Source organism: Fibrobacter succinogenes subsp. succinogenes S85 (assembly GCF_000146505.1).
Taxonomy (GTDB): Bacteria; Fibrobacterota; Fibrobacteria; order Fibrobacterales; family Fibrobacteraceae; genus Fibrobacter; species Fibrobacter succinogenes.
This window is the reverse complement of record NC_017448.1, coordinates 2,809,836-2,834,278: the sequence shown is the minus strand read 5'-3', so window position 1 is coordinate 2,834,278 and position 24,443 is coordinate 2,809,836. Positions and strand designations below refer to the sequence as shown.

Genomic DNA, 24,443 nt, shown 5'->3' with positions numbered 1-24,443 from the left:
ACTAAGGTTTATTTATGACAAAGAAACTATACCTATCATTTGTTCTAGCCATTCTAGTCCTATCAAGCTGTGCTCTTTTCAAACCCCAAATAAATGAAAATTTTAAGCGTGATGATTTAACCCCCGCCCTTGCCGATTCAGTAGACCTGTTCATCGGTGAAGCATACAGGATGAAACCCGAATACACGAACGAACTCATCGTAGCCATAATTAGAGCAAATACGCTCAATGTAGAAAACGCAAGAGTTTACTACCCTACTCTAATCAATCTCATAAGTTTAAAGAACCGCGATTACCTAGATGAGAACTGGATTATGTCTCACCTCGATGAAAAAGAACAGAAAGACTTTCAGCGAGTCTTCCCAACAGGATTCCCGGCACAACAAAGCATAAGCAAGTTTATTCAAGGTAGTGAATTTTTCATGGACTCGGTCACATGCGAAGGCGAAGATATCGATGCCCACTGGGCCTATTTCTCAGCCACTGGCGATACAAAAGTGATTGAAAAAATTGAAAAGACAATGCATGTCTATGATAGACTATGCTGTTTTGAATGTCTCCAGAACTCATTGCTATTCAGATCTGTAAAGAACAGAGACGTCTATGACAAGCTCGTTGAAATTCGCGATACTACATGCGAAAAGGCTCCAAACCCCACAGGTTGCGCTGCATACTACAACAACCGATATATCCCGCCTGCTAACGAATGCGCCTGGAGCGAAATAAAAAATAAACCCAACTATTGAAAAAAAGAAGTCCGTCTCCAACACAGACGGACTTTCTTTTTTGCGATCAAGAATTAAGCAGCAAAGACGATCAGTGCGCAGCTCGCCACAAGCAGGAACACGCCCCAGACAGTCTCAACAATCGGCCCAACCTTCTTGAATTCAACTTCATTGTTTTCCATGTTCTTATCCTCACTGAACCCCGAGGCCAGCGACATCGCTCGCCTACATTCCTAAACTACAATTACTGCAGAAGTGTAGAGTATACATCTTGGATAATTCTTTGGACTTTTTATCAATGTGCCAGGTTGGAATATTCAAGGTGCAAATATTGCAGGTCCGCATAACGGCGCGGTTTCCGGCGCGACGGCCGTGCAGACAAAGAAACACAAACAACATAGAAAACTAATCAGATAAAAGAAAGGGCCCCTCGAGATGTTCCTCAAGGGGCCGTGAACCATGGGCGGCCGGTACAGACCGGCCGTAATGGCGAGAGCGCAGCCGCCAGGCGGAGCGGTGCGCACAAAAAACGAAGAGGCCCCCCGCCATGTCGGCAGGGGGCCTCGAGAATCCAGCGGCGACCTACTCTCCCGGGCCCGGGGGCCAGGTACCATCGGCGATCTGAGGCTTAACTTCCGTGTTCGGGATGGGAACGGGTGTGACCCTCACTCGATAACCGCTGAAACAAACTCATGCATGGAACCTAAAACTCTTTGCAATCTCCAGTAGTGCTGAAGCCAGGCGGGTCCGGGCTGCCCACGCGGGACAGTTGAACCAAATCGTTGAAAGAAAGGAAAAGCGTCTCACGGGCTATTAGTACCGCTCGGCTCAACGTGTCGCCACGCTTACACCTGCGGCCTATCGACGTCGTAGTCTCCGACGGCCCTTCAGGGGGTTGCCCCCGCGAGACCTGATCTTGGGAATGGCTTCACGCTTAGATGCCTTCAGCGTTTCTCCAATCCGGACATGGCTACCCGGCAATGCCGCTGGCGCGACAGCCGGTACACCGGAGGTCCGTCCGTCCCGGTCCTCTCGTACTAAGGACAGCTTCCCTCAAGTCTCGAACGCCCACACCGGATAGGGACCAAACTGTCTCACGACGTTTTGAACCCAGCTCGCGTGCCGCTTTAATTGGCGAACAGCCAAACCCTTGGGACCTTCTCCAGCCCCAGGATGCGACGAGCCGACATCGAGGTGCCAAACCTCCCCGTCGCTATGAACGCTTGGGGGAGATCAGCCTGTTATCCCCAGAGTACCTTTTATCCATTGAGCAACGGCCTTTCCACGCTGTACCGCGGGATCACTAAGCCCTACTTTCGTACCTGCTCGACGTGTCCGTCTCGCAGTCAAGCTCCCTTATGCCTTTGTGCTCTGCGCGCGATTGCCGACCGCGCTGAGGGAACCTTTGGATGCCTCCGTTACCTTTTGGGAGGCGACCGCCCCAGTCAAACTGACCATCAGACACGGTCCCTGTCCCGGATGACGGGACGAGGTTAGATCTCAAAACGGGCAAGGGTGGTATTTCAAGGACGGCTCCCCGACGACTGGCGTCGCCGGCTCGTAGCCTCCCACCTATCCTACACATGCCAGCCCTAAAACCAATGTCAAAATACAGTGAAGGTTCATGGGGTCTTTCCGTCCAGGTGCGGGTTGCCGGCATCTTCACCGGCACTGCAATTTCGCCGAGTCCCGGGAGGAGACAGTGCAGAAGTCGTTACACGATTCGTGCAGGTCGGAACTTACCCGACAAGGAATTTCGCTACCTTAGGACCGTTATAGTTACGGCCGCCGTTTACCGGGGCTTCGATTCAGGGCTTCGCTTGCGCTGACCCCTCCTGTTAACCTTCCGGCACCGGGCACGTGTCAGACCATATACGTCCACTTGCGTGTTAGCATGGCCCTGTGTTTTTGGTAAACAGTCGCTTCTGCCGTTTCCCTGCGACCTCCAGACGCTCCGTACTGTCCGTACTCACGACCGGAGGCTCCCCTTATCCCGAAGTTACGGGGTTAATTTGCCGAGTTCCTTCTCCCGAGTTGTCTCGAGCACCTTAGGCTATTCGCCTCGTCCACCTGTGTCGGTTTACGGTACGGGCCTCCGTTCGCTCCCTTAGCGGTTTTTCCTGGCACGGTCCATCGCGGCGCCCCTTCCGGCCGAAGCCTTCCGGGGGTCCGGAGCCTGGGTCATGTGCTGGGGGGATTTGCCGCCCCAGCGACTCGCACTCCTTCAGCGGCATCCATCGGCCGCCCCGTGAATTCCCATGCGTCGCCGCGTCGGTCGTGACGCTTATCGGAGGGTCCAGGAATGTTCACCTGGTTGTCATCGGCTACGCCTCTCGGCCTCGTCTTAGATCCCGACTGACCCCGGGAGGATTATCCTTGCCCGGGAACCCTTGGACTTACGGTGTGCGGGTTTTTCACCCGCATTTTCGCATACTCATGCCAGCATTCTCGTTTCCGGTGCCTCCAGCGGGCATCGCCACCCGCCTTCCCAGGCCTGCGGAACGCTCTCCTACCGCTCTGTTGCCAGAGCCCACGACTTCGGTGACGTGCTTAGTCCCGATCATTTTTGGCGCGGAGCCGCTTGACCAGTGAGCTATTACGCTTTCTTTAAAGGATAGCTGCTTCTAAGCTAACCTCCTGGCTGTCTGTGCAGCTCCACATCCTTTCCCACTTGGCACGTACTTGGGGACGCTTAGTCGGTGGTCAGGGTTGTTTCCCTTTCGTCTACGGATCTTATCACTCGCAGGCTGTCTGCCATGCATCGCGTTCACGGTATTCGGAGTTTGATAGGGTTTGGTAAGCGGGTGTGCCCCCTAGTCCTGCCAGTGCTCTACCCCCGTGAAGCTAACATGACGCCATACCTAAATATGTTTCGGAGAGAACAAGCTATCGCCCAGTTTGATTGGCCTTTCACCCCTACCCACAGCTCATCCGAACACGTTTCAATGTATATCGGTTCAGCCCTCCACGGAATGTTACTTCCGCTTCAGCTTGGCCATGGGTAGATCACTAAGGCTTCGTGTCTGCCGTGTACGACTGGTCGCCCAGTTGAGACTCGCTTTCGCTTCGGCTCCGGACCTGAGGCCCTTAACCTTGCCGTACACGAGCAACTCGCTGGCTCATTAAACAAAAGGCACGCCGTCAGGAGGATGAATCCTCCCTCCGACAGAATGTATGCACGCGGTTTCAGGCGCTATTTCACTCCCCTCTCGGGGTGCTTTTCACCTTTCCCTCATGGTACTGTGCACTATCGGTCATCCGCTCGTATTTAGCCTTGGAGGGTGGTCCCCCCGTCTTCAGGCAGGATTTCACGTGTCCCGCCCTACTCTTCGACGGACATCAGCTTAAAGATCGCTACAGGCCTGTCACCTGCTGTGGGGGGGGCTTTCCATCCCGCTTCGCTTTCCGTCCACTGTATGCAACCCGTCTGGGCTCCTCCCGGTTCGCTCACCACTACTACGGGAATCTCGGTTGATTTCTTTTCCTCCGGGTACTGAGATGTTTCAGTTCCCCGGGTTTGCCTCCGCTAGACTATGTATTCATCTAGAGGATACGCTTGCGCGTGGGTTTCCCCATTCGGAACCCCGGTAGTCAAAGGCCCTTTGCGCCTCGTACCGGACTTTCGGGGCTTGGCCCGTCCTTCGTCGCCGGCGGATGCCTAGGCATCCCCCGCGTGCATTCCTTCGCTTAAATCCTAATTCCAGCGATTCAGCTCTGTTCTGCCGCATGAGCAGCTCGAATCCACCTGTTTTTTTTTCTTGGTGCTTCAAGTCACTCTGTATGCTTGATTGCTTTGTTAGTTTCCATGCCGAAATTTCAATATTCCCGATATCCTCGGTGGGATACCGCGTTGCACCCGGTCGGTGCTTCCTGGAGCTAAGGAGACTCGAACTCCTAACATCCAGCTTGCAAAGCTGGCGCTCTACCAGTTGAGCTATAACCCCTGAAAGTGGGCCTGAATGGACTTGAACCATTGACCCCCGCCTTATCAGAGCGGTGCTCTAACCAGCTGAGCTACAGACCCGGGCTCTAAAAGAATCGGAGATGTACTTGAGATGACGGCGTCACTGAAAAACAGGCTGTTGGAACTTGTGTTCCAGATTTACTCCTTAAAGGAGGTAATCCAGCCGCACCTTCCGGTACGGCTACCTTGTTACGACTTAGCCCCAGTCAAAGGTCTTGCTTTAGGCGCTTGCACGACTTAGAGCACTCCCTTCTCCCATGGCTTGACGGGCGGTGTGTACAAGGCCCGGGAACGTATTCACCGTGGTGTGCTGACCCACGATTACTAGCGATTCCAGCTTCACGGAGTCGAGTTGCAGACTCCGATCCGAACTGAGGACGGCTTTGAGGATTGGCTCCGCCTCGCGGCGTTGCGACCCATTGTACCGACCATTGTAGCACGTGTGTAGCCCAGGATGTAAGGGCCATGAGGACTTGACGTCATCCACACCTTCCTCCGGGTTGTCCCCGGCAGTCTCTCCAGAGGGCCCCCTTGCGGGTGGCAACTGGAAACGTGGGTTGCGCTCGTTGCGGGACTTAACCCAACATCTCACGACACGAGCTGACGACAGCCATGCAGCACCTGTGCGGAACGTTGCATTGCTGCAAAACGGCGATCTCTCGCCGCGGCGTTCCCATGTCAAACCCTGGTAAGGTTCTGCGCGTTGCTTCGAATTAAACCACATGCTCCACCGCTTGTGCGGGCCCCCGTCAATTCCTTTGAGTTTCATACTTGCGTACGTACTCCCCAGGCGGCATACTTAACGCGTTGGCTACGGTACCCGGGGAACCCCCCGGACACCCAGTATGCATTGTTTACGGTGCGGACTACCAGGGTATCTAATCCTGTTTGCTACCCGCACTTTCGAGCCTCAGCGTCGATAAGTCCCCAGCAGGCTGCCTTCGCCATCGGTGTTCTTCCTGATCTCTACGCATTCCACCGCTACACCAGGAATTCCGCCTGCCCCTGAACTATCCAAGAGATCCAGTTCGGACTGCAGAACCGGGGTTGGGCCCCGGGATTGTACAATCCGCTTGAATCTCCGCCTACGCTCCCTTTACGCCCAGTAATTCCGAACAACGCTTGCACCCCTCGTATTACCGCGGCTGCTGGCACGAAGTTTGCCGGTGCTTCCTCTCAAGGTACATTCAATCCCGCCCGAAGGCGGGCCTTATTCCCTCATGACAGTGGTTTACACACCGAAATGCTTCTTCCCACACGTGGCGTTGCTGCATCAGGGTTTCCCCCATTGTGCAATATTCCCTACTGCTGCCTCCCGTAGGAGTCTGGGCCGTATCTCAGTCCCAATGTGGCCGATCACCCTCTCAGGCCGGCTACCGATCGTCGCCTTGGTGGGCCGTTGCCCCGCCAACTAGCTAATCGGACGCAAGCTCATCCCATACCGATAAATCTCTAGTCAACCCTCCATGCGGAAGGCCACTCTCCTGGACATTAACCGCGCGTTGGCACGGGTATTTCCTGATATGGGGCAGATTGCTTACGCGTTACTCACCCGTTCGCCGCTCGGCATTGCTGCCTCGCTCGACTTGCATGTATAAGACACGCCACCAGCGTTCGTTCTGAGCCAGGATCAAACTCTTCATTGATTTTAAAATAGTCTGTCCTGTTTTTCGTAAATGGCGATACTTAAAGTATCGCTTAAATCTTCGGCTCGGTCATGCCCAAGCATGGCTTGGTCGCGACTCTCGCCTCTTGATTAATTGACTTCCAAGAAATTTTCTTGGGCCGTCACTAAGCACATCTCCGATTCCTTCAATCTTCCCGAAAGTCTCGCGGGCTTTCGCTTTTTCCTTCGTTCTCGGCTTTCGTTTCTTCGTTTCGGCCTCGTCTCTCAGGAACGGCGCCAATTATAGAATTTTCACGAACATTTGCAAGGGGTAATTGTGAAAAAAATTCACTTTTTTTCACTTTTTTCGATAAAAACGGGATGTATTCCGTCGGTACTACACATTATTCACATTCTGTAAACAAAAATCTTCGGGGCGCCACGGCCAGGGGATGGCGTACGGGGCCCGCCATGATGTTTTACACCAAAGCACCTAGCAATTTTCCAAAACACTACGGCGTTCCACAAAAAACTCCTCGCGGAGTGCGAGGAGTCTCAAATCTATTCGATTACTTTATTTAACATCGCAGCCGGCGCTCGGATTTTGCCAGCCGTTTTCCGGAGGAGCCTCGCCTGCCTTCCAGCAATGGAGCGTGTCAAGCACATCGCCTTCCTTGTAAGTGGACCAGTCCGTCACCTTCTTGATGTTGGTTTGCGTAGTGGTGTTGAATCGGCTCATGTAATGGTCGATCAAGTACTGCGGGCATTCCACTTCTTCGATGTAGTAGGTCGGATTGTCTGCAGCCTTGTACCAGTCGGCAAACCAATGGCAACCGCGCAACAGGTTCGGAAGGCCTGCGTCGCCGAAGGCCGCGTCGCACATATCCTTGATGCAAGTCTGGTACGCGGCGAGAGTAGCATCGTAACCGAGCTTGTTCTGGCATTCGGTCAAGAATCCGCCAAAGCCTGCGCCCCAGTTGAAGTCGCGGCCTTTGTTTACCTGAACAGTAAGAGCGTCAAAGGCGCCCACGCCACCGCCCGGCACCATCAAGTCGAACTGGCCTGCAGGTAAATTAGCATTACCGCCCGCCACATCGTTACCGATGTTGGAGGCCATCACAATCATGTGCTTGCCCTTGAGCGCCTTGTGGGTTTCCCTTGGCGGGTTGTTTTCCATCTCGTTCGCGAAGTGGCCATCGTACTGCAAGTGATAGCACTTGCCGCACTTGCTATCGGCAGTGCCCGCAACGTACGCATAAGAAAGCGTGTCGTTCACGGCAATAGGCGCCATGTCCGTGCAGGTGAACACGCCCTTTTCCTTTTCGTCGCCGCAAGCGCTCCTGGTCCCGTTGTAACCGAACCAGGACTTCGAAACATCACCCAAGGTAAAGGTGGGGACTTCGACATCGCGAATGTTGCAGTTACGCGCAGTGCCATAGTCGGCAATGTAGGCCGCATCGGAAGACGTGTCTGCACGAGTCACATCGTTAGCGTTTTCCCTAAGCCAAGAGCAATGCGGCTTGCAAGCGTCCCAATAGCGGGTATTCCAACCGCGCTTTGCCGTAGCGCTAATGTCCTTGGTGTATTCGGCCGGAGGCGGGCCGTAAGATTCAAGAGTCGGGAATCCATCTGCACCTAATTCTGGTTCAGCACTGCTAGAGCTTTCAACGGCTGACGAATTCGGAGTGGCGCTAGATGTCGGATTGACAGAAGAGCTCGACTGAGACGGCCCATCATTGCTAGAACTCGTCGCCGAATTAGGCGGTACAACCACAGAAGAACTCGAGTTAGAGGTACTGGACCCCGGCACAACAGAAGAGCTGGATCCCAAATCGCTATTCCCATCTACACTAGAGCTGCTTCCAACAAGCCAATCAACACTCGATGAAGATGCCGCAACAGACGGAGTAAGCGGAGACGGAGAATCATCAGAGCAGGCATTAAACATTGCACAAGCGCCCGCAGCCAATATAGAACTCAATAAAATTTTTTTCATAATCATCCTTTAAATACCTCGTCTAAAATTAGATTTAATCCTCTAAAAAAGACACAAAAAAAGCTTTTAAAAAGAGTTTTTGTGAGCAATCTAAAAAAACGCCCGGGAGCGGCGGCTTCCGGGGCGTTTCCAATTGCGATTGTGGCGTTTCGTTCGCGATTCGCAAGTTTTTAGATCTTCTTCACCACGAACATGTGACCAGGAGCCTTTGCAGGGTCAAGCTTCACATAGTTCTTGTTACCACGCCATACATAGCTTTCGCCAGTCACGATGTCCTTCAAGAAGAAGAACGAATCGTTCTGGAGGCCAAGCTTTGCCATGTCGAGTTCAACAATACCTTCCTGCACGTGGTCCATGTCCATATTGCACACGCAGAGAATCACGTCATCGCCAGACTTCTTGGAGTAAACCATGAGCTGGTCGTTCTGAGCGTAATGGAAATCGAGGTTATCATATTCCTGCAAGGCGACATGTTCCTGACGGGCAACATTCAGACGACGAACAAAGTCTTGAATGCCCGGACCAGACCAGTTGTGCACTTTGTACTGATACTTTTCGCTATCGGCGAGTTCTTCCTTGATCGGGCTCGGGATGTTTTCGCAGAGTTCGTATCCGTTGTACATACCCGTGAGGCTCGAAAGCGTCGCAGCCAAGAAGTAGCGCTGCTTAAAGGCGTTTGCACCTTTGTATGCAAGATACTTCGGGAAGATATCCGGAGTTGTCGGGAAGAAGATACCACGCATGTATTCCTTAGCGTCGGACTGCGTGAGTTCCTTCAAGTACTGTTCGAATTCCCACTTTGCAGAACGCCATGCGAAATACGTGTAGCTCATGTCAAAGCCGGACTTTGCAAGGCGGTGCATCATCTTCGGGCGCGTGAAAGCTTCGGCGAGGAACACGAGTTCCGGACGTTTTTCCTTCACGTCAGCAATGAGCCATTCCCAGAACGGGAACGGTTTGGTGTGCGGGTTATCGATACGGAAAATTTCAACGCCCTTGTCGGCCCAGAACAAAATAATGTTTTCGATTTCCTTCCAGAGTTCCTTGTAGTTCTCGTTGTAGTAATCGAACGGGTAGATGTCTTCGTACTTCTTGGGCGGGTTTTCTGCAAACTTGATGCTGCCATCCGGTTCGTGGTAGAACCATTCCGGGTGAGACTTCACATACGGATGGTCCGGGCTGCAGTTGAGCGCGATATCGAGCGCAAGGCGAAGTCCCTTGGCGCGAGCGGTCTTTGCAAAATGTTCAAAGTCCTTCATGGTCCCGAGTTCCGGATCCACATCGTAATGACCGCCGTTCTTGTTACCAACGGCATACGGGCATCCCGGTTCAAGCGGATTGCCCTTCTTGTCGACCTTGGCGTGGAGCGCGTTGTTTGCGCCCTTACGGTTCGTGACACCAATCGGGTGGATCGGAACAAGGTAAACAGTATCGAAGCCAAGCCCTGCAATGTAGTCGAGCTGCTTTTCGCAATCCTTCCAAGTCGCAGATTTTTTCGGATCCGTTCCCTGGCTCTTCGGCCACATTTCGTACCACGTACCCACGCGGCTGTAGACCGGGTCCACACGGAGCTTCATCACCGGACTTTCGGTCGGAACATCCTTCGGTTCCTTGGTCCATGCGCAAATTTTGTATTCGTAATAGCCGATGTTGCCGACAGTGAAGGAGCCTTCCCACAAGTCATTGTCGACAAAATGCATCGGAGCCTGTTCCCACTTTTTCTTGGAAACGTGGCGGTAAAAAATCGCAGCATCGTACTTTTCGTGACTGTGGCGGAAGATGTCTGCCTGGAGGGTCACGGTATCACCGGGTTCACGCTTGAGCATGAAGCGGCCGCCCTCAATGCTCGGGCGGATATTTTCAATAACGAGATTTTCTTTTAGAGTTGGAATAGTAGCCATAATGACTAGAATTTAGCAAACTACTTAATTCTAATCAACTGCACATCCTTAATCCAAATAGTTCTTTCGGCCTTGCCCAAATTCAAGTCCAGACGGGCGTTCGGATCCGTTTTTTCCGGGGTAAATTCAATTTCAAACGACTTCCCGGAAGTCGACACCTTGACGTGTTCCTGGAACCCGTTAGTTTCATTGTTGTAAATGGAATTGGCAAGGCGAGCGGTCACCTCGCCCTCGATATCGGACCAAATGGTGAATATAAATTTGTACGTAGCACCAGCCACCAAGGGAAGATTTTCGTGCAGCAACTGAACGCTATACGAAAAGTCGCCACCCCGAGTCACATGGACACGCATCACATTCGAATTCTTTTCCTTGACGATAGACGTATCGGCAACACCGTTGAACTGCCTATGGAAAATCCATTCATTGCCACCGTCACTAAAGTCACCGTTAGAAATAAAGTTCTTGTTCAGAGGTTCGACAATTTCTTCCCAGATATCGTCCACAAAGCCGTCATATTCGGCACCATCTGCGCCCGTGTACTTGAAGCGCAGGCACTGGAAGCTCGGCAAGAACCTTTCATTCAGCGATTTCCAAAGGTCCACATTTTCAGACTTGCTGAATCGGATAACTCCATCATCGCCAACCTTTGCAGACGAAAGATCCAGCCCGCCAACAAAGCGGTGTACGCGGAACTCTACAGACAAATTCACCGCAGAATCCTGAATTCCAATCTGCGAATGATTGTACATCAGCTCAAACAGCTGGAAGTTGTTCATCTCGTAGATAAACGGGATTTCCTTGCCATTTTGACGGATACGCCCGTAAATCGAGTTGACACCCTCTTTTTTGCCGACTTCAAAGCGGACACCGATTTCCTTGAGGAACCCGCCATTTTTCAAGTTGATATTGTAGAAGGCTTCCTTGACATAAGCGCCATCCGTAAACGATATGGGGAGCACTGCCGCCGGGTCATCCTCGTACGGCCAAATCTGCTGACCATTCTTCACATCAACGGACACGCCCGTATAGAAGCTGCAATACGAACGGACCTCGGAGAGCGTGAGCTGGAACGTATCGATCACGACCTTTTCGTCTTCTGCGGCCGCCTTGACAAGAGCCACCGGCTTTGCCTCCGAATAGTCCACCGAGAACTCCGCCGTGAGTCCCAAATTCTGCGCAATTTCCGGATTTCCAATTTCAATACCGGCCGTAGAGTCGGATTCAGAACATCCGACCGCCCACAATGCCACAAGCACGCAACCGATTATTGAACACAAAGAACGCATCATACTCCTCGGGTTAGAGGGTACAGCTGGATATTGATTTGCACAACATCCTCACCTTCCCCAGCCTTTGCTGAGAAATCTAGTAGTTCTTTGCGCATCAGTTGCAAATGTTTTTTCAAATTGGGGAAATCTTCGCGTTTTATGCTGAAAGTCAGGGCAGAAACGTCCCTTTGCGAGCCCGGAAGCGCCGAAAGCATGTCTGCCGAGAGCTTGAGCATCTGCAGATGGTACATCTTGACCATCAAATCCTGGACTTCATCGTCGGTAGTAATCAGGGGGTCGCGCTGGCGGTAACCGTTCGCGGTCTTTACCAGAAGTCCCAGTTCCACGAGAAGTTTAAGAGATTCCGTCACCTGGGCAGGCGTAATGAGACCGCCGAGGCGCTTGGAAATCCAGTCGGGAATCGGGCGAAAATCCTTGAGCGCCACCATTTCGAGAATCGCGGAGTGGTGCCATTCGCGGAAAATACGGAACTGAGCAGCATCCATCTTGTGCAGCTTGGAGCGCGGGCTAGCCTTCAAAAGCTGGGCGTAGTAAACCTGCTTATCCGCATCCGTCTGAGCCTGATTGAAGAAAACAAGACTTTCGAAATACGCAGCACGCTGGCCATCCAAGCCGAGGCCGTGGATGAGCTTTACCACCGTGTTCTTTGTAATATTTCGCTTTCCGTCAATCGTGAGCTTGAGATGGGCATGACTCGAAAGCCCTGCCTTCTCCGCGAAGAAACGGAGGCTGAACGCCGGAACCGTTTTCTTTTTGAACTCATAGTAGTCCCGCAAATATACACGGTAGTTCGTGTATTGCAGAACATCAGGTTCAACTATGCGATTTTCTCCTGTTTCCATATTCTAAAAAATAGAAGTGTTCAGGCACAAAAGCAAAGGATAAAAAGCTTTTATCGTTTACTGAGGTAACCAAAGTAGACAGTAGGAAGTAGGCGGTAGGAAGTGGGGGGAAGACTCCCCCTGATTGCAGCCCCGGCTCGCCGGGTCTTCCATCACCCCTTCGAGCGGGGACACCCCGCAACGCCCCATCGCTAGACTTGAGACAAAAGGAGCGATAGTCTTGGACTATAGCAACGTTCAGCAAAAATCTTTTGCAAGAAGTGAAAAGCGGATATGGTCCTCAAAATGCCCATGGAGGCATTCGTACTCGCGGCAGATACCTTCTTCCTGGAATCCGGCACGGCGAGCGACTGCGGCACTCTTAGGATTATTGACCGAAGATGTAAGTTCAAGACGGTTCAGCCCCATCGCAAAAGATTCGCCCGCCACAAGCAAAAGCGCTTCAGTTGCGAGACCGCGACCGCAAAATTTTTGACCAAGCCAATAGCTTACGGTCGCCGAGCGATTTTTCCACTGCACCCAGCCAAGCATGATGCAGCCCGCGATTTTTAAATCTGCGTTTGCGCCCTTCTCGAAAATGCCCCAGCAAGCGCCATTTGACATCTGCGCCTGCATGTCCCAAGCATCAATTTTCGCAGAAACATCTTCGGGAGAACGACATTCCTCGGCGGGCCACGGCAAGTGCTCCGACAAGAACTCGCGAGATTCTTCGATCAGCGCAAACAGCGGTTGCACGTCCGCTTCGCCAAGCGGTCGCAATACGACGCTTTCGCCTTCAACTTCTTGCAGCGAGAATTCGCTAAGATCTTCGTCTAAAAAATCGTCCATATCCAACTCAACAATAGCAAAACGAAAAACCCGATAGCGAACTACCGGGTTTTTCAGTGCGGATGAAAGGACTTGAACCTTCATGCCCTTGCGAGCACTAGAACCTGAATCTAGCGTGTCTACCAGTTCCACCACATCCGCGTGGTGAACCAAATTTTGAAAAAAAACACCTATTTGTCAAGGGGTGGCGGAAATTTGGCACTTATTTACGGATGGCGTCGCGGATCCAGTCCATCCGTTTAGCCTTCCAGTAGCTCCAGTCGTGTTCGCCTTCGGGGTCGAACCGGAGTTCGCAGTCCACCTGAACAGCCTTGCAAAATTCCGTAATCCACGGCACAGTCTGGTCCGACGGATACAGCCTGTCCTTGCCGCCCTGCAAAAAGCGGAAACGTCCCGTCCGCATTTTCTTCGGTGACGCAAGCCCCGCAGGCTCACCCAAGAACGCCCCAAACGAGCTCATAAGCAAACGGTCTTCTACCGCACGACGGCCTTCAAGCGAATAGACAAGCACTCCCAACGAACCGTCCGAAACGCCCACCAGCGAAACACGTTCCACCGGAGCTTTCCTGCGAGCGGCAATAGAATCAAGCGCCGCATCGACAGCAGTAATTGCAGCCGGCGAGCCCCAGTGATTCTCACGGCAAGCCGAAACACTCACCACTATTTTTTCAGGATAAAGTTCAGCAAAATCAGTACCGGCGACAAGCCCTTTCGCACAATTTGCGCTCCCCATACCGCCATGGAACCACACGACAACCGGCGCAGTCTTGCGCAAAGTCTTCACTTTCGCTTTAGCAGCTTTCGGCCACCAAATGCCCGTTGGACTCTGGAAAGACGTTCCCCGCACATCAACCAAAAGCGAATCCGGTACAGCAAGCACAGGAACACTTGAAAGCAATAAAGCAAACAGTAAGACCGCAAAGCTAAACAGTTTCATTACGACTCGCCATTCAGCGGAATCACGTTCTCTGCCCGATACGGTTTATGGATAACCCCGACAATAATCAGCACCAGCCCAACAAAGAACATAAAAGCAACCAAACCGATGCCCAAGAAGCACCAGTAGAAATGATAACCATCCATCAGGAATTCCCAGCTGAGCTCGCCTTCCGTCGATTCCATAGACTTCACAATATACTTGTCGCCCACCTTGACCGCACGGACTTCCATCGAGACATTGCTAGCGTTCGTTGCCGAAAAATCGTACCATTCTGCAAGTTCATCCAGAATTTCATCGGTCGCATAAAGGACGAACGTACACTTGGAATCCCCATTAAGCTGGAAATAGATTTTATCAAAGAATGGGATGTTCGAACCGCCGAACAGGCTCGGAACCGCGGCATAGCTCACCTTGCCGTAAAAGACATCTTCCGAAAGGAACCCGAGCTCTTTTGTGAGCCCATATTCAACCGAGCCGTCGGTCATTTCAACGGCATTATATTCCTTCGTGATACTCCTCGCCAACGGATAGATGTACCACGAAATCCAACTCGCAAGGAAAATCAGCAGCAGACCAAAATTGATAAAAGCGATTTTACGGACACGAAAAACAGACATTGCAATTCCTTACTGTTTAGACTTGAATATAAAGAAGAACGTGGCTAGCAAAAGGACCAGCGACAAAAAGTAAAACGCAAGCGGGACCTTCGCCGACAGCGAAATTTCCTTCACATTTTCCATCTGAAAAAAATGGAGCAGTTCGTCACTTGCGCTCAACGTTTTTTCATTATCGAACTGGTTCCAGGCATTATGCAAATCCCGATTTTTCTCAAGCAACGACACCACTCGCTTGTTAATCGACTCCGGCAACACGAGGCCCTCCGTCAACACGTCGTACCCTGCACGCGCAGAATCAAGCTTGCGCAAAAGCGATAAATCCATTTCCGAAGCGTTCATCTCCATCAAGCGGTAAACATTCTCCAGTTCATTGATCCAAGCGGAACGTTCCGAAAGGTAGCGCTGCGAGCAAGAAACCTTCGCCAACACGCTCGACTTGAAATGCGAAACCGAGGAAGCCGGAGGCGCAGAAAAGCCCGCCTGTTCGAGCTTTTGGATGCCAGCATCAAACGAGAGCGCCACTTCACGGAGCGTCATCATCTGCGCAAGCACCACCGCCGAATCCACCTCGTAACCGCTACGGACACGTTCCATTGAGCGCATGAGGCTTGCATCGGCAAACTGGTAATCGCAAAGCGACTTCACGTATTGGGAATAAACGGCAACCTGCGGTTTTTGCGAAACGTAAAACAGTGCCGTGAGGCAAATCGTAAGGACGACGACAAGCCAAATCCAGGGCGTCTGGATTTTCATGTGCAAAGTTTCTGCAATTGATTTTTTCGTCTGTCCGTTCACATCTAGAAATTACTTTTTTTCTACTTTACGAACAATGAGACTCCGTCATTTAATCGCCTTTTTTGCCATTTTATGCTATTTCGCCGGCTGTACAGTCGAGCGGGCTGAAGAACATATCCTCGCAAGGCACGCAAATGGCGTCAAAAAGACATCCATCTGGGTCTACCCTGACGGAACCATCCTCAAGCGTAACGAATGGTACAACGACGGCATCAAGGAACTCGAAATTCCTTACGAAGACAGCCTCCCGCATGGTGAATTCAAACGTTGGACAGGCTTTGGCGATGTCGCGATGATCGGACGCTACAACAAAGGGAAAAAAGACGGCAAGTGGACGGTCTACTACCAGAACAAGAAAGTTGAAGCGGTCCAGTATTACAAGGATGACCACCCTGTTGGCGACTGGGAAGGATGGCACCACAATGGGGTAAAAGCAATTGAAAGGCATTACGACGACAACGGGAACCACATCGGAGTGTGGAAACATTTTCACGACAACGGAGTACTTGCCGAAGAAAATAGATGCCATGAAGCCAACGGATATGTCAAGCGTTTTGGGAGAAACTGCAAAATCACGGAATACTACGATTGCGTGAACGGCTATTTAGAAGGCAATTACAAAAAATACTACGAATCATACGGACCCGTTGATTCTGCCGCCGGAAATTGCGAACAAGCGCAAATCATGGAAGAGGGGGTTATACAAAGTCAATTCGCTCCATTGCCTCTAACATTCTACAGGGCAGACGGTTCCCTCATCAAAAAAATCAAGTCAAGCTTTTTCAAGGGGCGTGAAAAAATACAGTGGTTCGACGAGAACAACAACATTGTCCGAGAAAGCAGTTTTATTGCGGAAGATTCCACAAATAAATCCGAAGTTACCGGCATCGCTTACGGAACATGCGCAAATTCTTCCACGCTGTTCTGTGCAGAAACCCTATTCGTCCGTTCTTCAGAACCCAATGGAACGCTTGACTCTTGCACTTTAAGTCTCAAAGACGATTTCAAACAAAGCATAGGCAAGTATCCGGCAACACTCCGTTACATTCAAAAAGGACACGTTCTTTTGTACGAAGAACTCTGGGTACGCGAGGATAGCACCGCCGATAGCTCGCACAGCACACCGCATATTCAAACAAGCCGCAGTTTCTACCCAGACAGCATGGGTGGCAAAATGGCAAGCGAAGGGTTCTGGCAACAAGATCCAAAAGACAACAAATCCAAACGCCACGGCATCTGGCGCAACTGGTACCCGAGCGGCATATTGAAAGACAGCCTCAACTACGTGAACGGCGAACGCGTCGGCGAGCAGTTCAGTTACGATAGCACCGGCAAGCTCACAATACATAAAACAGAAGCCGGCAAGAACCGGCCCGTGATTATGCACATTTTAGGGCAATGAGCGCGCACCTACGGTGCTTTGGGGTATGAGGTCGCTTCGCTTTGGGGTAATAGCCCATACCTCAAAGGCACGAAGTGCCGAGCCCATACCCCATACCTAACTATCTAATGACACTTGAGACTTCTATAGACTGCGTGGAGCCTTTGAAGTTCCAGGAGACTTTGACTTTCACCTGTTTGGCGTAAACGTGCGAAATAGATTCAAACTGCGACGGAGTCTGTGAAGTATAGTCTTGTGTTGGCGAAACAGTTACCTGCGACGAATACGTCACTGTCGCCGAATCACCGAGGCCACGAGCCCATTTACGGTTGATTTCAGGCACATCAAAAACGGTATCTTCAGCATCTTTCGAAGGGATTGCAGCTATACCGACAGACTTGAGGGAATCCAAAACCTGTTGAGCCACTTCAATAGCGCCATCACGACCGCGAATACGCAACAAAGCATCGCGGTTACCGCCTTGCATGTTCAAAATGGCCATGTACATAAAACCCAAGACCGCTGCAGCGACCAAGATCTCTACGATACCGAAGCCTTTTTTATTTTTCAAAAGATTCGTCATAGTGTACCTACAGTTTATCCCAATAACTACCAGATCTCCATCTAGGAACAAGCATATTGTTGTCTCTCGTTTTTTCAACTAGACCATAAACACTGCTCGTTCCATACTGCATGCACACATACCCTTCGGATGGAGCTGCAGAAAGTCCAAGACGCGGAATAAACAAGGCTCCATGTTGCGCCCAGTCGGTACCTGAAAACACGGCCAAATCGACATCGTTGCAACCAAACCTTGCCGGAGATTCGATAGTAAACGTTTCGAATATTTCCGCACTCTCAAGGTTGTTGCAATCATTTGAAAAGAAAACTTGAAGTTCCTGTTCGGTATCGTTAGCCATCTTGACGCAAAGGCGCTTGGACATTCTGTTCGCCTCGTTCGCCATACGTTCCAAAAACGCGGCTGTATTCAAGGAAACATCCTTCATTCGGCTATTGACCACGGCACCATGCAGCCCAGCCACACCCATAGACGATAAAACGCCCATAATCGTCACAACGACAAGGACTTCTACCAGGGTATAGCCGTTCTTTTTAGAACCATGATTCAACATACTGAAATCTCCAAGCAGGACCGAATCAAAATTAACAATAAAAGGAGCTAGTTATTCCGTTTTGGTCCAATTTATAATATATAATAACACGCTCTCAAAAGTAAACATTTATAAACAGAAAAGAAATTTTTAAGGAAAAATGTGATAAAAACCATGTTAAATTCCGTAATCATGTAAACTATCCTACTCAAATTTGCTATATTCTGCTCGCACAACCTGCCCAGGTGGTGGAATGGTAGACACTGGGGACTTAAAATCCCTTGGGGGCAACTCCGTGCGGGTTCAAGTCCCGCCCCGGGCATTGTTTTTGTGCTTCACTTCGCAGAAGGGAGGTAGATCATGATTGAATTCTATCCAAACAGCATATATTATCCGCGCGAAGCGGTCGACGAAAAGCTTGCCAAGGGCGAGCTCGAAAAGACCAAAAAGTACTTGATCGGCTGGACCGAGCGCCACCGCGAAGAAATTTGGGAATGCGCCCGCGAAGATGCCGAACAGCCTTCTGACGAAATCCTCCTCGACAACCTCCGCGCCCTCCTACTCTGCAAAGGTTCCTTGCAGCCGGCCGCCGAAATGGGCGCCATGATTCGCGAAATCACGAAGGAAGTCTGGTACCAGAACGAAAACGGCCCCAAAGATCCGGACATGATTGCGGTAGACTGGCAGACGAAGTACCTGACCAAGTGGCGTGAAGCCCGCATGTTCGAAGCATTCGTGCTTATCGAAAAAAACGCGAAGCAGCTCGTCGAAATCTTGAGAGCTTAATCGCTCACTCCAAAACGCAAAAAAAGCGCAAACTATTTGCGTCTATAATGACTTTTGTCTAGCCCCACCTTAGTGGGGCTTTTCTTTTACCAACGACTAATTTGCGTGAAAGCGAATGGGGATCCAGATTTCAAGCTTGCCCTGCTTGCTCGGTGGGAGACGCCAGAAATATTCAACGTGCTTTAGGAGCTTCACTTTGAACACATCGTTATCAGAACTCGTAAACATGATTTGCGGGTCCTTGAAGCGACCAAGGCTATCAAGCGTAAGGTGCAGCCCGAGGAACACGTCGTCATCGGACTTGAAGAACTTATGCCCCTTGCGGCTCACACGGATTTTCTTGAAATACTCCGAGGAGAGGTAATGCAGGCCTGCTGCACGCCCTTCCAAAAACATCGCAAGCTTGTTCAAGTCTCGACCTGCGGTATTTTCAATCACGTAGATTTCGTCAATCGAGGGCATTTCCACGCGACCGGTAAAAGCCTCTTCGGGGACTTCCTCTTCTTCTTCAACATCTACGATAGGTTCGTACTGCGGGATGCTGTAGACAAAGTACAGCACAGCCACAAAGACGAGAGCAAAAGCGAGCAATGGAGCGTTACGTTTTAGCATAGCACTACTCGATGGACTTGATGCAAAGCTGCACCGTCTTGGTGTTGTTATAGTAATTCCAAATCGGCTCGAATACGACCGTCACCGGGCGGGAGCGCCCGAGCAAAGCCTTACTCTTGCGCAGTCCAAAGGCGATAGCCGGGAAAACGGCACTCCCCGCCTGCGAAATTTCCATCTGCAGGTGTCCGCCGCGAAGTTCACGCACGCGATGGACGGTCACGTTTTCGGCACGGAATGCGGGATACGGGAAGTTTCCGCCAAACGGTTCGAGCAAGTCGATGAACTCGAGAATCGAGCGTTCACGAATCGGATAACGCCCTGTCGGCACACGCGTTTCTACGGTCAGTTCGCGGAGCGCAATCTTGATGTCGTACGGGTACGATTCATCAGTGTTGATCACCTCGCCGGTATAGCCCTGGTCTTTTGCGGATTGCAAAAGGCGCCCGCGGAGTTCTTCAATCTTGCCCGCTTCGAGCGAAAATCCCGCCGCATTGGCGTGTCCGCCCCAGCGATCAAAAAGTTCACGGCTGTCAAAAAGGGCCTTGTGCCAGTTGAATCCAGGAACTGCACGGGCGCTCGCATGAGCCATGCCGTTGATAATTGACAGCACGGCCGAAGGCCTGTGGAATTCCTGGGCAAGCTTTGCCGCGACAATGCCAATCACGCCCACATGCCAGTTTTCGCCGGCAACTACAATCACGGTCGGGATGGTGTCGCCGTAAAGAGCCTTGACCTGTTCCATCGCCATTTCGGTGATTTCGGCTTCCTTTTGCTTGCGGCGGGCGTTCCAATCTTTCAGCTCTTCCAAGAGCTTGCCTGCCTCGCCTTTGTTTTCGCACAAAAGAAGTTTGAGGGCTGGGTCCGGGCGTTCCATGCGGCCAGGTGCGTTGAGGAGCGGTGCAAGCTTGTACATCACGTCGATGCCACCCACACAGCTATGGGGTTTCATGAGGGAGGTGTACATTTCTTGTACGCCAGGCCAACGGCTGTTCTTGAGACTTTCGAGCCCGGTACGCGTAAAATAGCGGTTTTCAGGCGTCATCTGCACAAGGTCCGCAAGCGTCCCGAGGGCGACCAAGTCCAGATATTCCACCGGAGCCTTTATGCCAAGTCGGCTAAACAAGGCGCAAATAAACTTGTACGAAACGCCGACACCGCAAAGTTCCGGGTTCGGGTAATTGTCGCCTTCCTGATGCGGGTCCAAAAGCACATCGCTTACCGGGAGCCCATCGCCCGACGGCTGATGATGGTCCATGACCATGACTGCCATGCCGAGTTCCTTGGCATGTGCAATTTCCACGTTTGCGGTAATGCCCGTATCCACGGTAATCAAGTTGCGAGCACCCGCCTCATACATTTCGTCGACGGCAGAAACCGAAAGTCCGTAGCCATCGCCAAAGCGGTTCGGGAGTCGCCATTCAGATTCAATACCCACAGTCTTTAAGCAGCGGGTCAAAAGCGTCACGGACGTCATGCCGTCCAGGTCGTAGTCGCCAAAAATGAACACGCGCTCGCCACGTTCGCGAACCGCAAGTATCCATTCCACAGCCTTGTCCATCCCCATCATGAGGAAGGGGTCATGCACGTCGCTCTCGCTAGAGCACAGCATGTGGTACGCATCAGAAACAGTCTTGATGCCGCGCGAGACCAAGAACCTCGCGACCGCATGCGGAATCTTTAGCGTAGAGGACAAAGTTGAGGCGACAAGATCTTCCATTACTTGTAGCCTTCAAAAAGTTTTAGCGAGAGGTTCTGGAGGCAGGTCACTGCCGCCATTCGCCTGGAGGCGATTCTCGACATGGTTTCTTGCACGCTCACGAGAGCTGCTTCGAGGGCTGACGCCCCCACTTGCGGGTAGCGTTCGAGATTCACGCTGCCCGTTGCTTCCGGGATGCGGAGCGGAGCGCCCGATTGTTGGCGCAACAAGTCCGTAATCAAGAACGAGAGCACTTCCAAGAAGCGGTTCACGATGGCCGGGTCTTCAAGTCCGGAATCTTCTAGCTTAAAGAACAGGTCCGTGTAGTCCTGCGAAAGTGACTTCTCGATAAAATCGACTGCAAGCGGGCTCCAGTTTTTGGCGTGTTCGGCGTAGTAAAGCGCCATGCCAGGGGAACCCACGGCAAGACCAATCACATCGTCGGTCAGAGTCGATTCGTCAAATTCTTCGCCGCCAACGCGAATGGCCTCCTGACGCACTTCCTCATCCGTGAGGGGTGGCAGGTGGAGCGCAAGGCAGCGCGAACGGATCGTCTGCAAGAGCTTTTCGCGAGACGAAGTCGTCAAAATGAAGTACGTGTTCGGCGGGACTTCTTCAAGAGTCTTGAGGAACGCGTTTGCCGCAGAATCATTCATGCGGTCGGCCTCGGCGATAATCACCACGCGCACGCGGTCACCCTTCATCGCAAAGGAGGCGGTCATCGTACGGATGAGTTCCACCGAAATCACGGCGCCCGCACTGAAAATATCCACGCGGTACGGGTTCTTCGTGATTTCTTCGATGTAGGCCTGTTTAAAATCCTGGATGGTCTTTGCAGAGCTCCCGGCAGAGACGTCGGCAGCATTGCGGGCGCTAGCCTCTTTCGCTTCCATCGGCACGACCCAGTTGTCGGTCACGCCGGTATCGGTTGCCATTTTGCAGCCGAAGCAATTACCGCACGGGCGAACGCTCGGGTTTGTACACTGGAGCGCCTGGGCAATTTCCATCGCAAGCGCTTTTTTGCCAATGCCCACAGGACCGTCGATAAGAATCGACTGCGGAAAGCGGTTCTCACGCAACGCCGCCATAAGACGAATGCGGATTCGTTCCTGGGAGGCGGGGCCATTTAAGCGATATTCTATCATCTCTGTTTCAACCATTGCAACGGGTCCACGGTCTGTGTCCCTTCGCTTACTTGGAAATACAATTTAATACCATTTAACGAAGCAATATCGCCCACTTCTCCAATTTCTTCGCATTTCTTGACACTTTTGCCCTCTTGGACGTGGATTGCCTTCATGTGACCGTACACCGTGTACGTTCCATCTTCGTGTTCAATGATCACAGAGGGGCCACGGCCGTCAATTTCGGCGACCATAGCCACGGTTCCGGCGGCGGCGGCACGGATGCGGCCACCGCGCTTTCCGCGGATTTCGACGCCCAAGTTACGCGTCATGATGTGGAGCACCGGGTGTTCCTGCAGGCCGTATTCGCTGATAATCGGGCCGTCGAGCGGCATGCACTTGGGACCTTTGAAATGCGAAACCGGAGTCTGCTTTTGGGCGATCTCTGCCTCACGTTTCTTTTCTGATTCGCGCTTCTTGTCTGCCGCTTGGCGCTTTTTCTCGGCTTCGCGTTCCTTCTTCTTGAGGGCGGCGAGGCGGGCTGCCTCGGCGCGCTTCGCTTCTTCGATTTCTCGCTTGCGGCGCTGCTCAAGTTTCTTGAGGAGCGCAAGCATGGTCTTCTGGTTGCGTTCGAATTCCTTGAGCGCCATGCGCTGCACAGCCTTGTCGTGCTTGAGGGAATTCAGCATTCGAGCCTGACCGTTCATCTGCGCTACAAGACCGCGTTCTTCGACCGCCTTGCGGGAACGAAGTCTCGAAAGCTCGGCCAAGTGTTTCTCTTGCGTCTGCTGTTTCTGCGTGCGTTCGGCAATGAGCTGGCGGAGCGTTTCCACGTCTTCGCGGTCGCGGTTCAACAAGTGGTGCACCCAGTAAACTTCGCGTTCCGGGTTCCCGTTCTTTGTCAAAAGTTCAAAAAGGATTTCGGCATCGTTACTGCGACCGTGTACATACAAATTACGAATACGCTTTCTCATGGCGCGTTTGCGGGCCTTGATTTTTGAGTCAAGAGAATCGATATCCATCACCAATTGCTTGACCGCCCCCTGCAACATATCCTCATTGCGGGTCAGTTCCGAAAGGTAAGACCTGGTACGGTTCAAGTTCTGGTCCAAAAGCGAAATCGTATTCAAGACGCCCTTTTCTTCGGTTTCAAGGACGGCAAGTTCTTCACGCTTTTTTGCAAGATCGACCTCCAGCTTTTTAAGGGCGTTCTTTTGTTCATCAATCTGCGCATCGGTCTTTTTCGGGGCCGCATAAGACGAAACGGCCGAACCCGCCACCACGGCAAAGATGAAAACCAAAAGCGGAATGAACCGGCAAACAAGTCGCATTATTCCTGCTCACCCTTCTTTTCGAACAAGAAACTGCGCACCGTGCGGAAACTAAAGTAGCCCGCAAGCATCGTTTCCAAGAGCACCGTAAATAGCGCAACGATTCCAAAATAGGCAACGCCACTAGCCACAATCGGGAACATCTGCACGAGCGAACGGATGACAAGCCCAAGCAACAAAATGGCAATGCCACTCCCTAAAAAACCTTGCATTGCCCCTTCAAGCACAAACGGAAATTCAATGAACAAGTAACTGCCGCCCGCGTACTTCATGTTCTCGACCAGGAGTTTGCGGGACATGAGCGAAAGCCTCACCGAATTGCAAATGATGAGCGAGAGCGTAATGAGCAAAAGGATACTGATGCAAATCGGCCAGAATATCATCTTGAACTTCCACGACGCAATTCGCGAAGCCCATTTCAATGGAGCCTGCACCTCTTCAAAATACGCTTCTTCGGCAATCGTGTTGCGCACTTCGGAAAGGTCTGCCGGGTTGCGCGCCTCTTCGCTCAAGGATACTCGGAAGAATGCAGGGATCGGGTTCCCTTCAACAAGCTCCAGCATGTCCGGCGAGAAATGATTGCTAAAATCTGCAAGTGCAGAATCCGCACTCACAAACGCAACAGACTCCACATGGCGTGTATGTTTGAGCCGAGTCTGGATAACCGCAATGGAATCTTCGGGAACGTCCTCTTTCAAAAAAGCCTCAATCACGTACAGCGATTTTTCGGCCGAGAGGAGCTTAAACGAGACGCCGAGCGCCGTAAAAGAGGCCGCAAGCAAAAGCGAGCACAGGAAAATCGTCAACAAAGACGGGAGAATCACCGTGCGGTGCTGCTTCCATCCTCTAAAAGATTCCGATATTAAGTAACCTAATTGTCCGAACACGCCTGGAA

Annotated in this window: 18 protein-coding genes, 4 tRNA genes and 3 rRNA genes; 4 read left to right on the top strand and 21 right to left on the bottom strand. The window is 51.8% G+C overall.

Annotated elements, in window-relative coordinates:
* Positions 1-14: 14 nt before the first annotated feature.
* Entirely contained in the window at positions 15-746 is a 732-nt protein-coding gene (locus tag FSU_RS11635; protein ID WP_014546596.1) for a hypothetical protein, read from the top strand.
* Between the two features lie 548 nt (positions 747-1,294).
* On the opposite strand, the gene rrf is transcribed toward FSU_RS11635, so the two are convergent.
* From rrf to FSU_RS11560, 14 genes are all read right to left on the bottom strand, one after another.
* A 5S ribosomal RNA gene (gene rrf / locus FSU_RS11630) occupies positions 1,295-1,409 on the bottom strand.
* A gap of 106 nt (positions 1,410-1,515) precedes the next feature.
* Positions 1,516-4,420: ribosomal RNA gene (locus FSU_RS11625) — 23S ribosomal RNA — on the bottom strand.
* Between the two features lie 176 nt (positions 4,421-4,596).
* Positions 4,597-4,669, bottom strand: a tRNA-Ala gene (locus tag FSU_RS11620).
* Between the two features lie 6 nt (positions 4,670-4,675).
* A tRNA-Ile gene (locus FSU_RS11615) sits at positions 4,676-4,749 on the bottom strand.
* An 87-nt stretch (positions 4,750-4,836) separates the two neighbouring features.
* Positions 4,837-6,335, bottom strand: a 16S ribosomal RNA gene (locus tag FSU_RS11610).
* Together the 16S, 23S and 5S rRNA genes with 2 tRNA genes alongside form the textbook arrangement of a ribosomal RNA operon.
* A gap of 534 nt (positions 6,336-6,869) precedes the next feature.
* The gene (locus FSU_RS11600) at positions 6,870-8,291 is read right to left on the bottom strand and encodes a glycosyl hydrolase family 5 (protein WP_244263630.1); all 1,422 of its coding nucleotides are present in this window, start codon (positions 8,289-8,291) and stop codon (positions 6,870-6,872) included.
* Between the two features lie 170 nt (positions 8,292-8,461).
* The gene (locus FSU_RS11595; protein WP_014546593.1) at positions 8,462-10,192 is read right to left on the bottom strand and encodes an alpha-1,4-glucan--maltose-1-phosphate maltosyltransferase; all 1,731 of its coding nucleotides are present in this window, start codon (positions 10,190-10,192) and stop codon (positions 8,462-8,464) included.
* A 20-nt stretch (positions 10,193-10,212) separates the two neighbouring features.
* Positions 10,213-11,484: a carbohydrate binding domain-containing protein gene (locus FSU_RS11590; protein WP_244263629.1), complete on the bottom strand. Its 1,272-nt coding sequence runs from the start codon at positions 11,482-11,484 to the stop codon at positions 10,213-10,215.
* Complete coding sequence (locus tag FSU_RS11585) at positions 11,481-12,326, bottom strand: TIGR02147 family protein (protein WP_014546591.1); 846 nt, start codon at positions 12,324-12,326, stop codon at positions 11,481-11,483. Before FSU_RS11585 ends, FSU_RS11590 begins: the two co-directional genes overlap by 4 nt.
* Positions 12,327-12,563: 237 nt before the next feature.
* The gene (locus tag FSU_RS11580; protein WP_014546590.1) at positions 12,564-13,154 is read right to left on the bottom strand and encodes a GNAT family N-acetyltransferase; all 591 of its coding nucleotides are present in this window, start codon (positions 13,152-13,154) and stop codon (positions 12,564-12,566) included.
* 57 nt (positions 13,155-13,211) lie between these two features.
* Positions 13,212-13,295: transfer RNA gene (locus FSU_RS11575), tRNA-Leu, on the bottom strand.
* Between the two features lie 61 nt (positions 13,296-13,356).
* The gene (locus FSU_RS11570) at positions 13,357-14,091 is read right to left on the bottom strand and encodes a beta/alpha barrel domain-containing protein (protein WP_014546589.1); all 735 of its coding nucleotides are present in this window, start codon (positions 14,089-14,091) and stop codon (positions 13,357-13,359) included.
* Positions 14,091-14,711 carry a hypothetical protein gene (locus tag FSU_RS11565; protein ID WP_015732155.1) on the bottom strand — a complete coding sequence of 207 codons (621 nt, stop codon included), beginning with the start codon at positions 14,709-14,711 and terminating at the stop codon, positions 14,091-14,093. Before FSU_RS11565 ends, FSU_RS11570 begins: the two co-directional genes overlap by 1 nt.
* A gap of 9 nt (positions 14,712-14,720) precedes the next feature.
* Positions 14,721-15,464, bottom strand: a complete 744-nt coding sequence (locus FSU_RS11560) for a hypothetical protein (RefSeq protein WP_014546588.1) — start codon at positions 15,462-15,464, stop codon at positions 14,721-14,723.
* A gap of 76 nt (positions 15,465-15,540) precedes the next feature.
* On the opposite strand from FSU_RS11560, the gene FSU_RS11555 reads away from it, so the two are divergent.
* Positions 15,541-16,908: a toxin-antitoxin system YwqK family antitoxin gene (locus tag FSU_RS11555; protein WP_015732154.1), complete on the top strand. Its 1,368-nt coding sequence runs from the start codon at positions 15,541-15,543 to the stop codon at positions 16,906-16,908.
* Positions 16,909-17,008: 100 nt separating this feature from the next.
* Here FSU_RS11555 and FSU_RS11550 read toward each other — a convergent pair whose 3' ends face one another.
* On the bottom strand, positions 17,009-17,470 hold the full coding sequence (locus FSU_RS11550; protein ID WP_014546586.1) for a type IV pilus modification PilV family protein: 462 nt from the start codon (positions 17,468-17,470) through the stop codon (positions 17,009-17,011).
* A gap of 7 nt (positions 17,471-17,477) precedes the next feature.
* Positions 17,478-18,020, bottom strand: a complete 543-nt coding sequence (locus FSU_RS11545) for a prepilin-type N-terminal cleavage/methylation domain-containing protein (protein ID WP_014546585.1) — start codon at positions 18,018-18,020, stop codon at positions 17,478-17,480.
* Between the two features lie 218 nt (positions 18,021-18,238).
* On the opposite strand from FSU_RS11545, the gene FSU_RS11540 reads away from it, so the two are divergent.
* Positions 18,239-18,321, top strand: a tRNA-Leu gene (locus FSU_RS11540).
* A gap of 38 nt (positions 18,322-18,359) precedes the next feature.
* Positions 18,360-18,785, top strand: coding sequence for a hypothetical protein (locus FSU_RS11535; RefSeq protein WP_014546584.1), 426 nt, complete (start codon positions 18,360-18,362; stop codon positions 18,783-18,785).
* A gap of 96 nt (positions 18,786-18,881) precedes the next feature.
* Here FSU_RS11535 and FSU_RS11530 read toward each other — a convergent pair whose 3' ends face one another.
* The 5 genes from FSU_RS11530 to FSU_RS11510 are packed head-to-tail and all read right to left on the bottom strand — an operon-like array spanning position 18,882 to position 24,435.
* Positions 18,882-19,397, bottom strand: a complete 516-nt coding sequence (locus FSU_RS11530) for a hypothetical protein (RefSeq protein ID WP_014546583.1) — start codon at positions 19,395-19,397, stop codon at positions 18,882-18,884.
* Between the two features lie 4 nt (positions 19,398-19,401).
* Positions 19,402-21,114: a single-stranded-DNA-specific exonuclease RecJ gene (gene recJ / locus FSU_RS11525; protein WP_014546582.1), complete on the bottom strand. Its 1,713-nt coding sequence runs from the start codon at positions 21,112-21,114 to the stop codon at positions 19,402-19,404.
* Positions 21,114-22,253 (bottom strand): DNA polymerase III subunit, encoded by a 1,140-nt coding sequence (locus FSU_RS11520; RefSeq protein WP_244263628.1) that lies wholly within the window; start codon positions 22,251-22,253, stop codon positions 21,114-21,116. The genes recJ and FSU_RS11520 overlap by 1 nt, the downstream gene beginning before the upstream one ends.
* Positions 22,235-23,548 (bottom strand): murein hydrolase activator EnvC family protein, encoded by a 1,314-nt coding sequence (locus FSU_RS11515; protein WP_014546580.1) that lies wholly within the window; start codon positions 23,546-23,548, stop codon positions 22,235-22,237. Before FSU_RS11515 ends, FSU_RS11520 begins: the two co-directional genes overlap by 19 nt.
* The gene (locus tag FSU_RS11510) at positions 23,548-24,435 is read right to left on the bottom strand and encodes a cell division protein FtsX (protein WP_014546579.1); all 888 of its coding nucleotides are present in this window, start codon (positions 24,433-24,435) and stop codon (positions 23,548-23,550) included. Before FSU_RS11510 ends, FSU_RS11515 begins: the two co-directional genes overlap by 1 nt.
* Positions 24,436-24,443 lie beyond the last annotated feature (8 nt).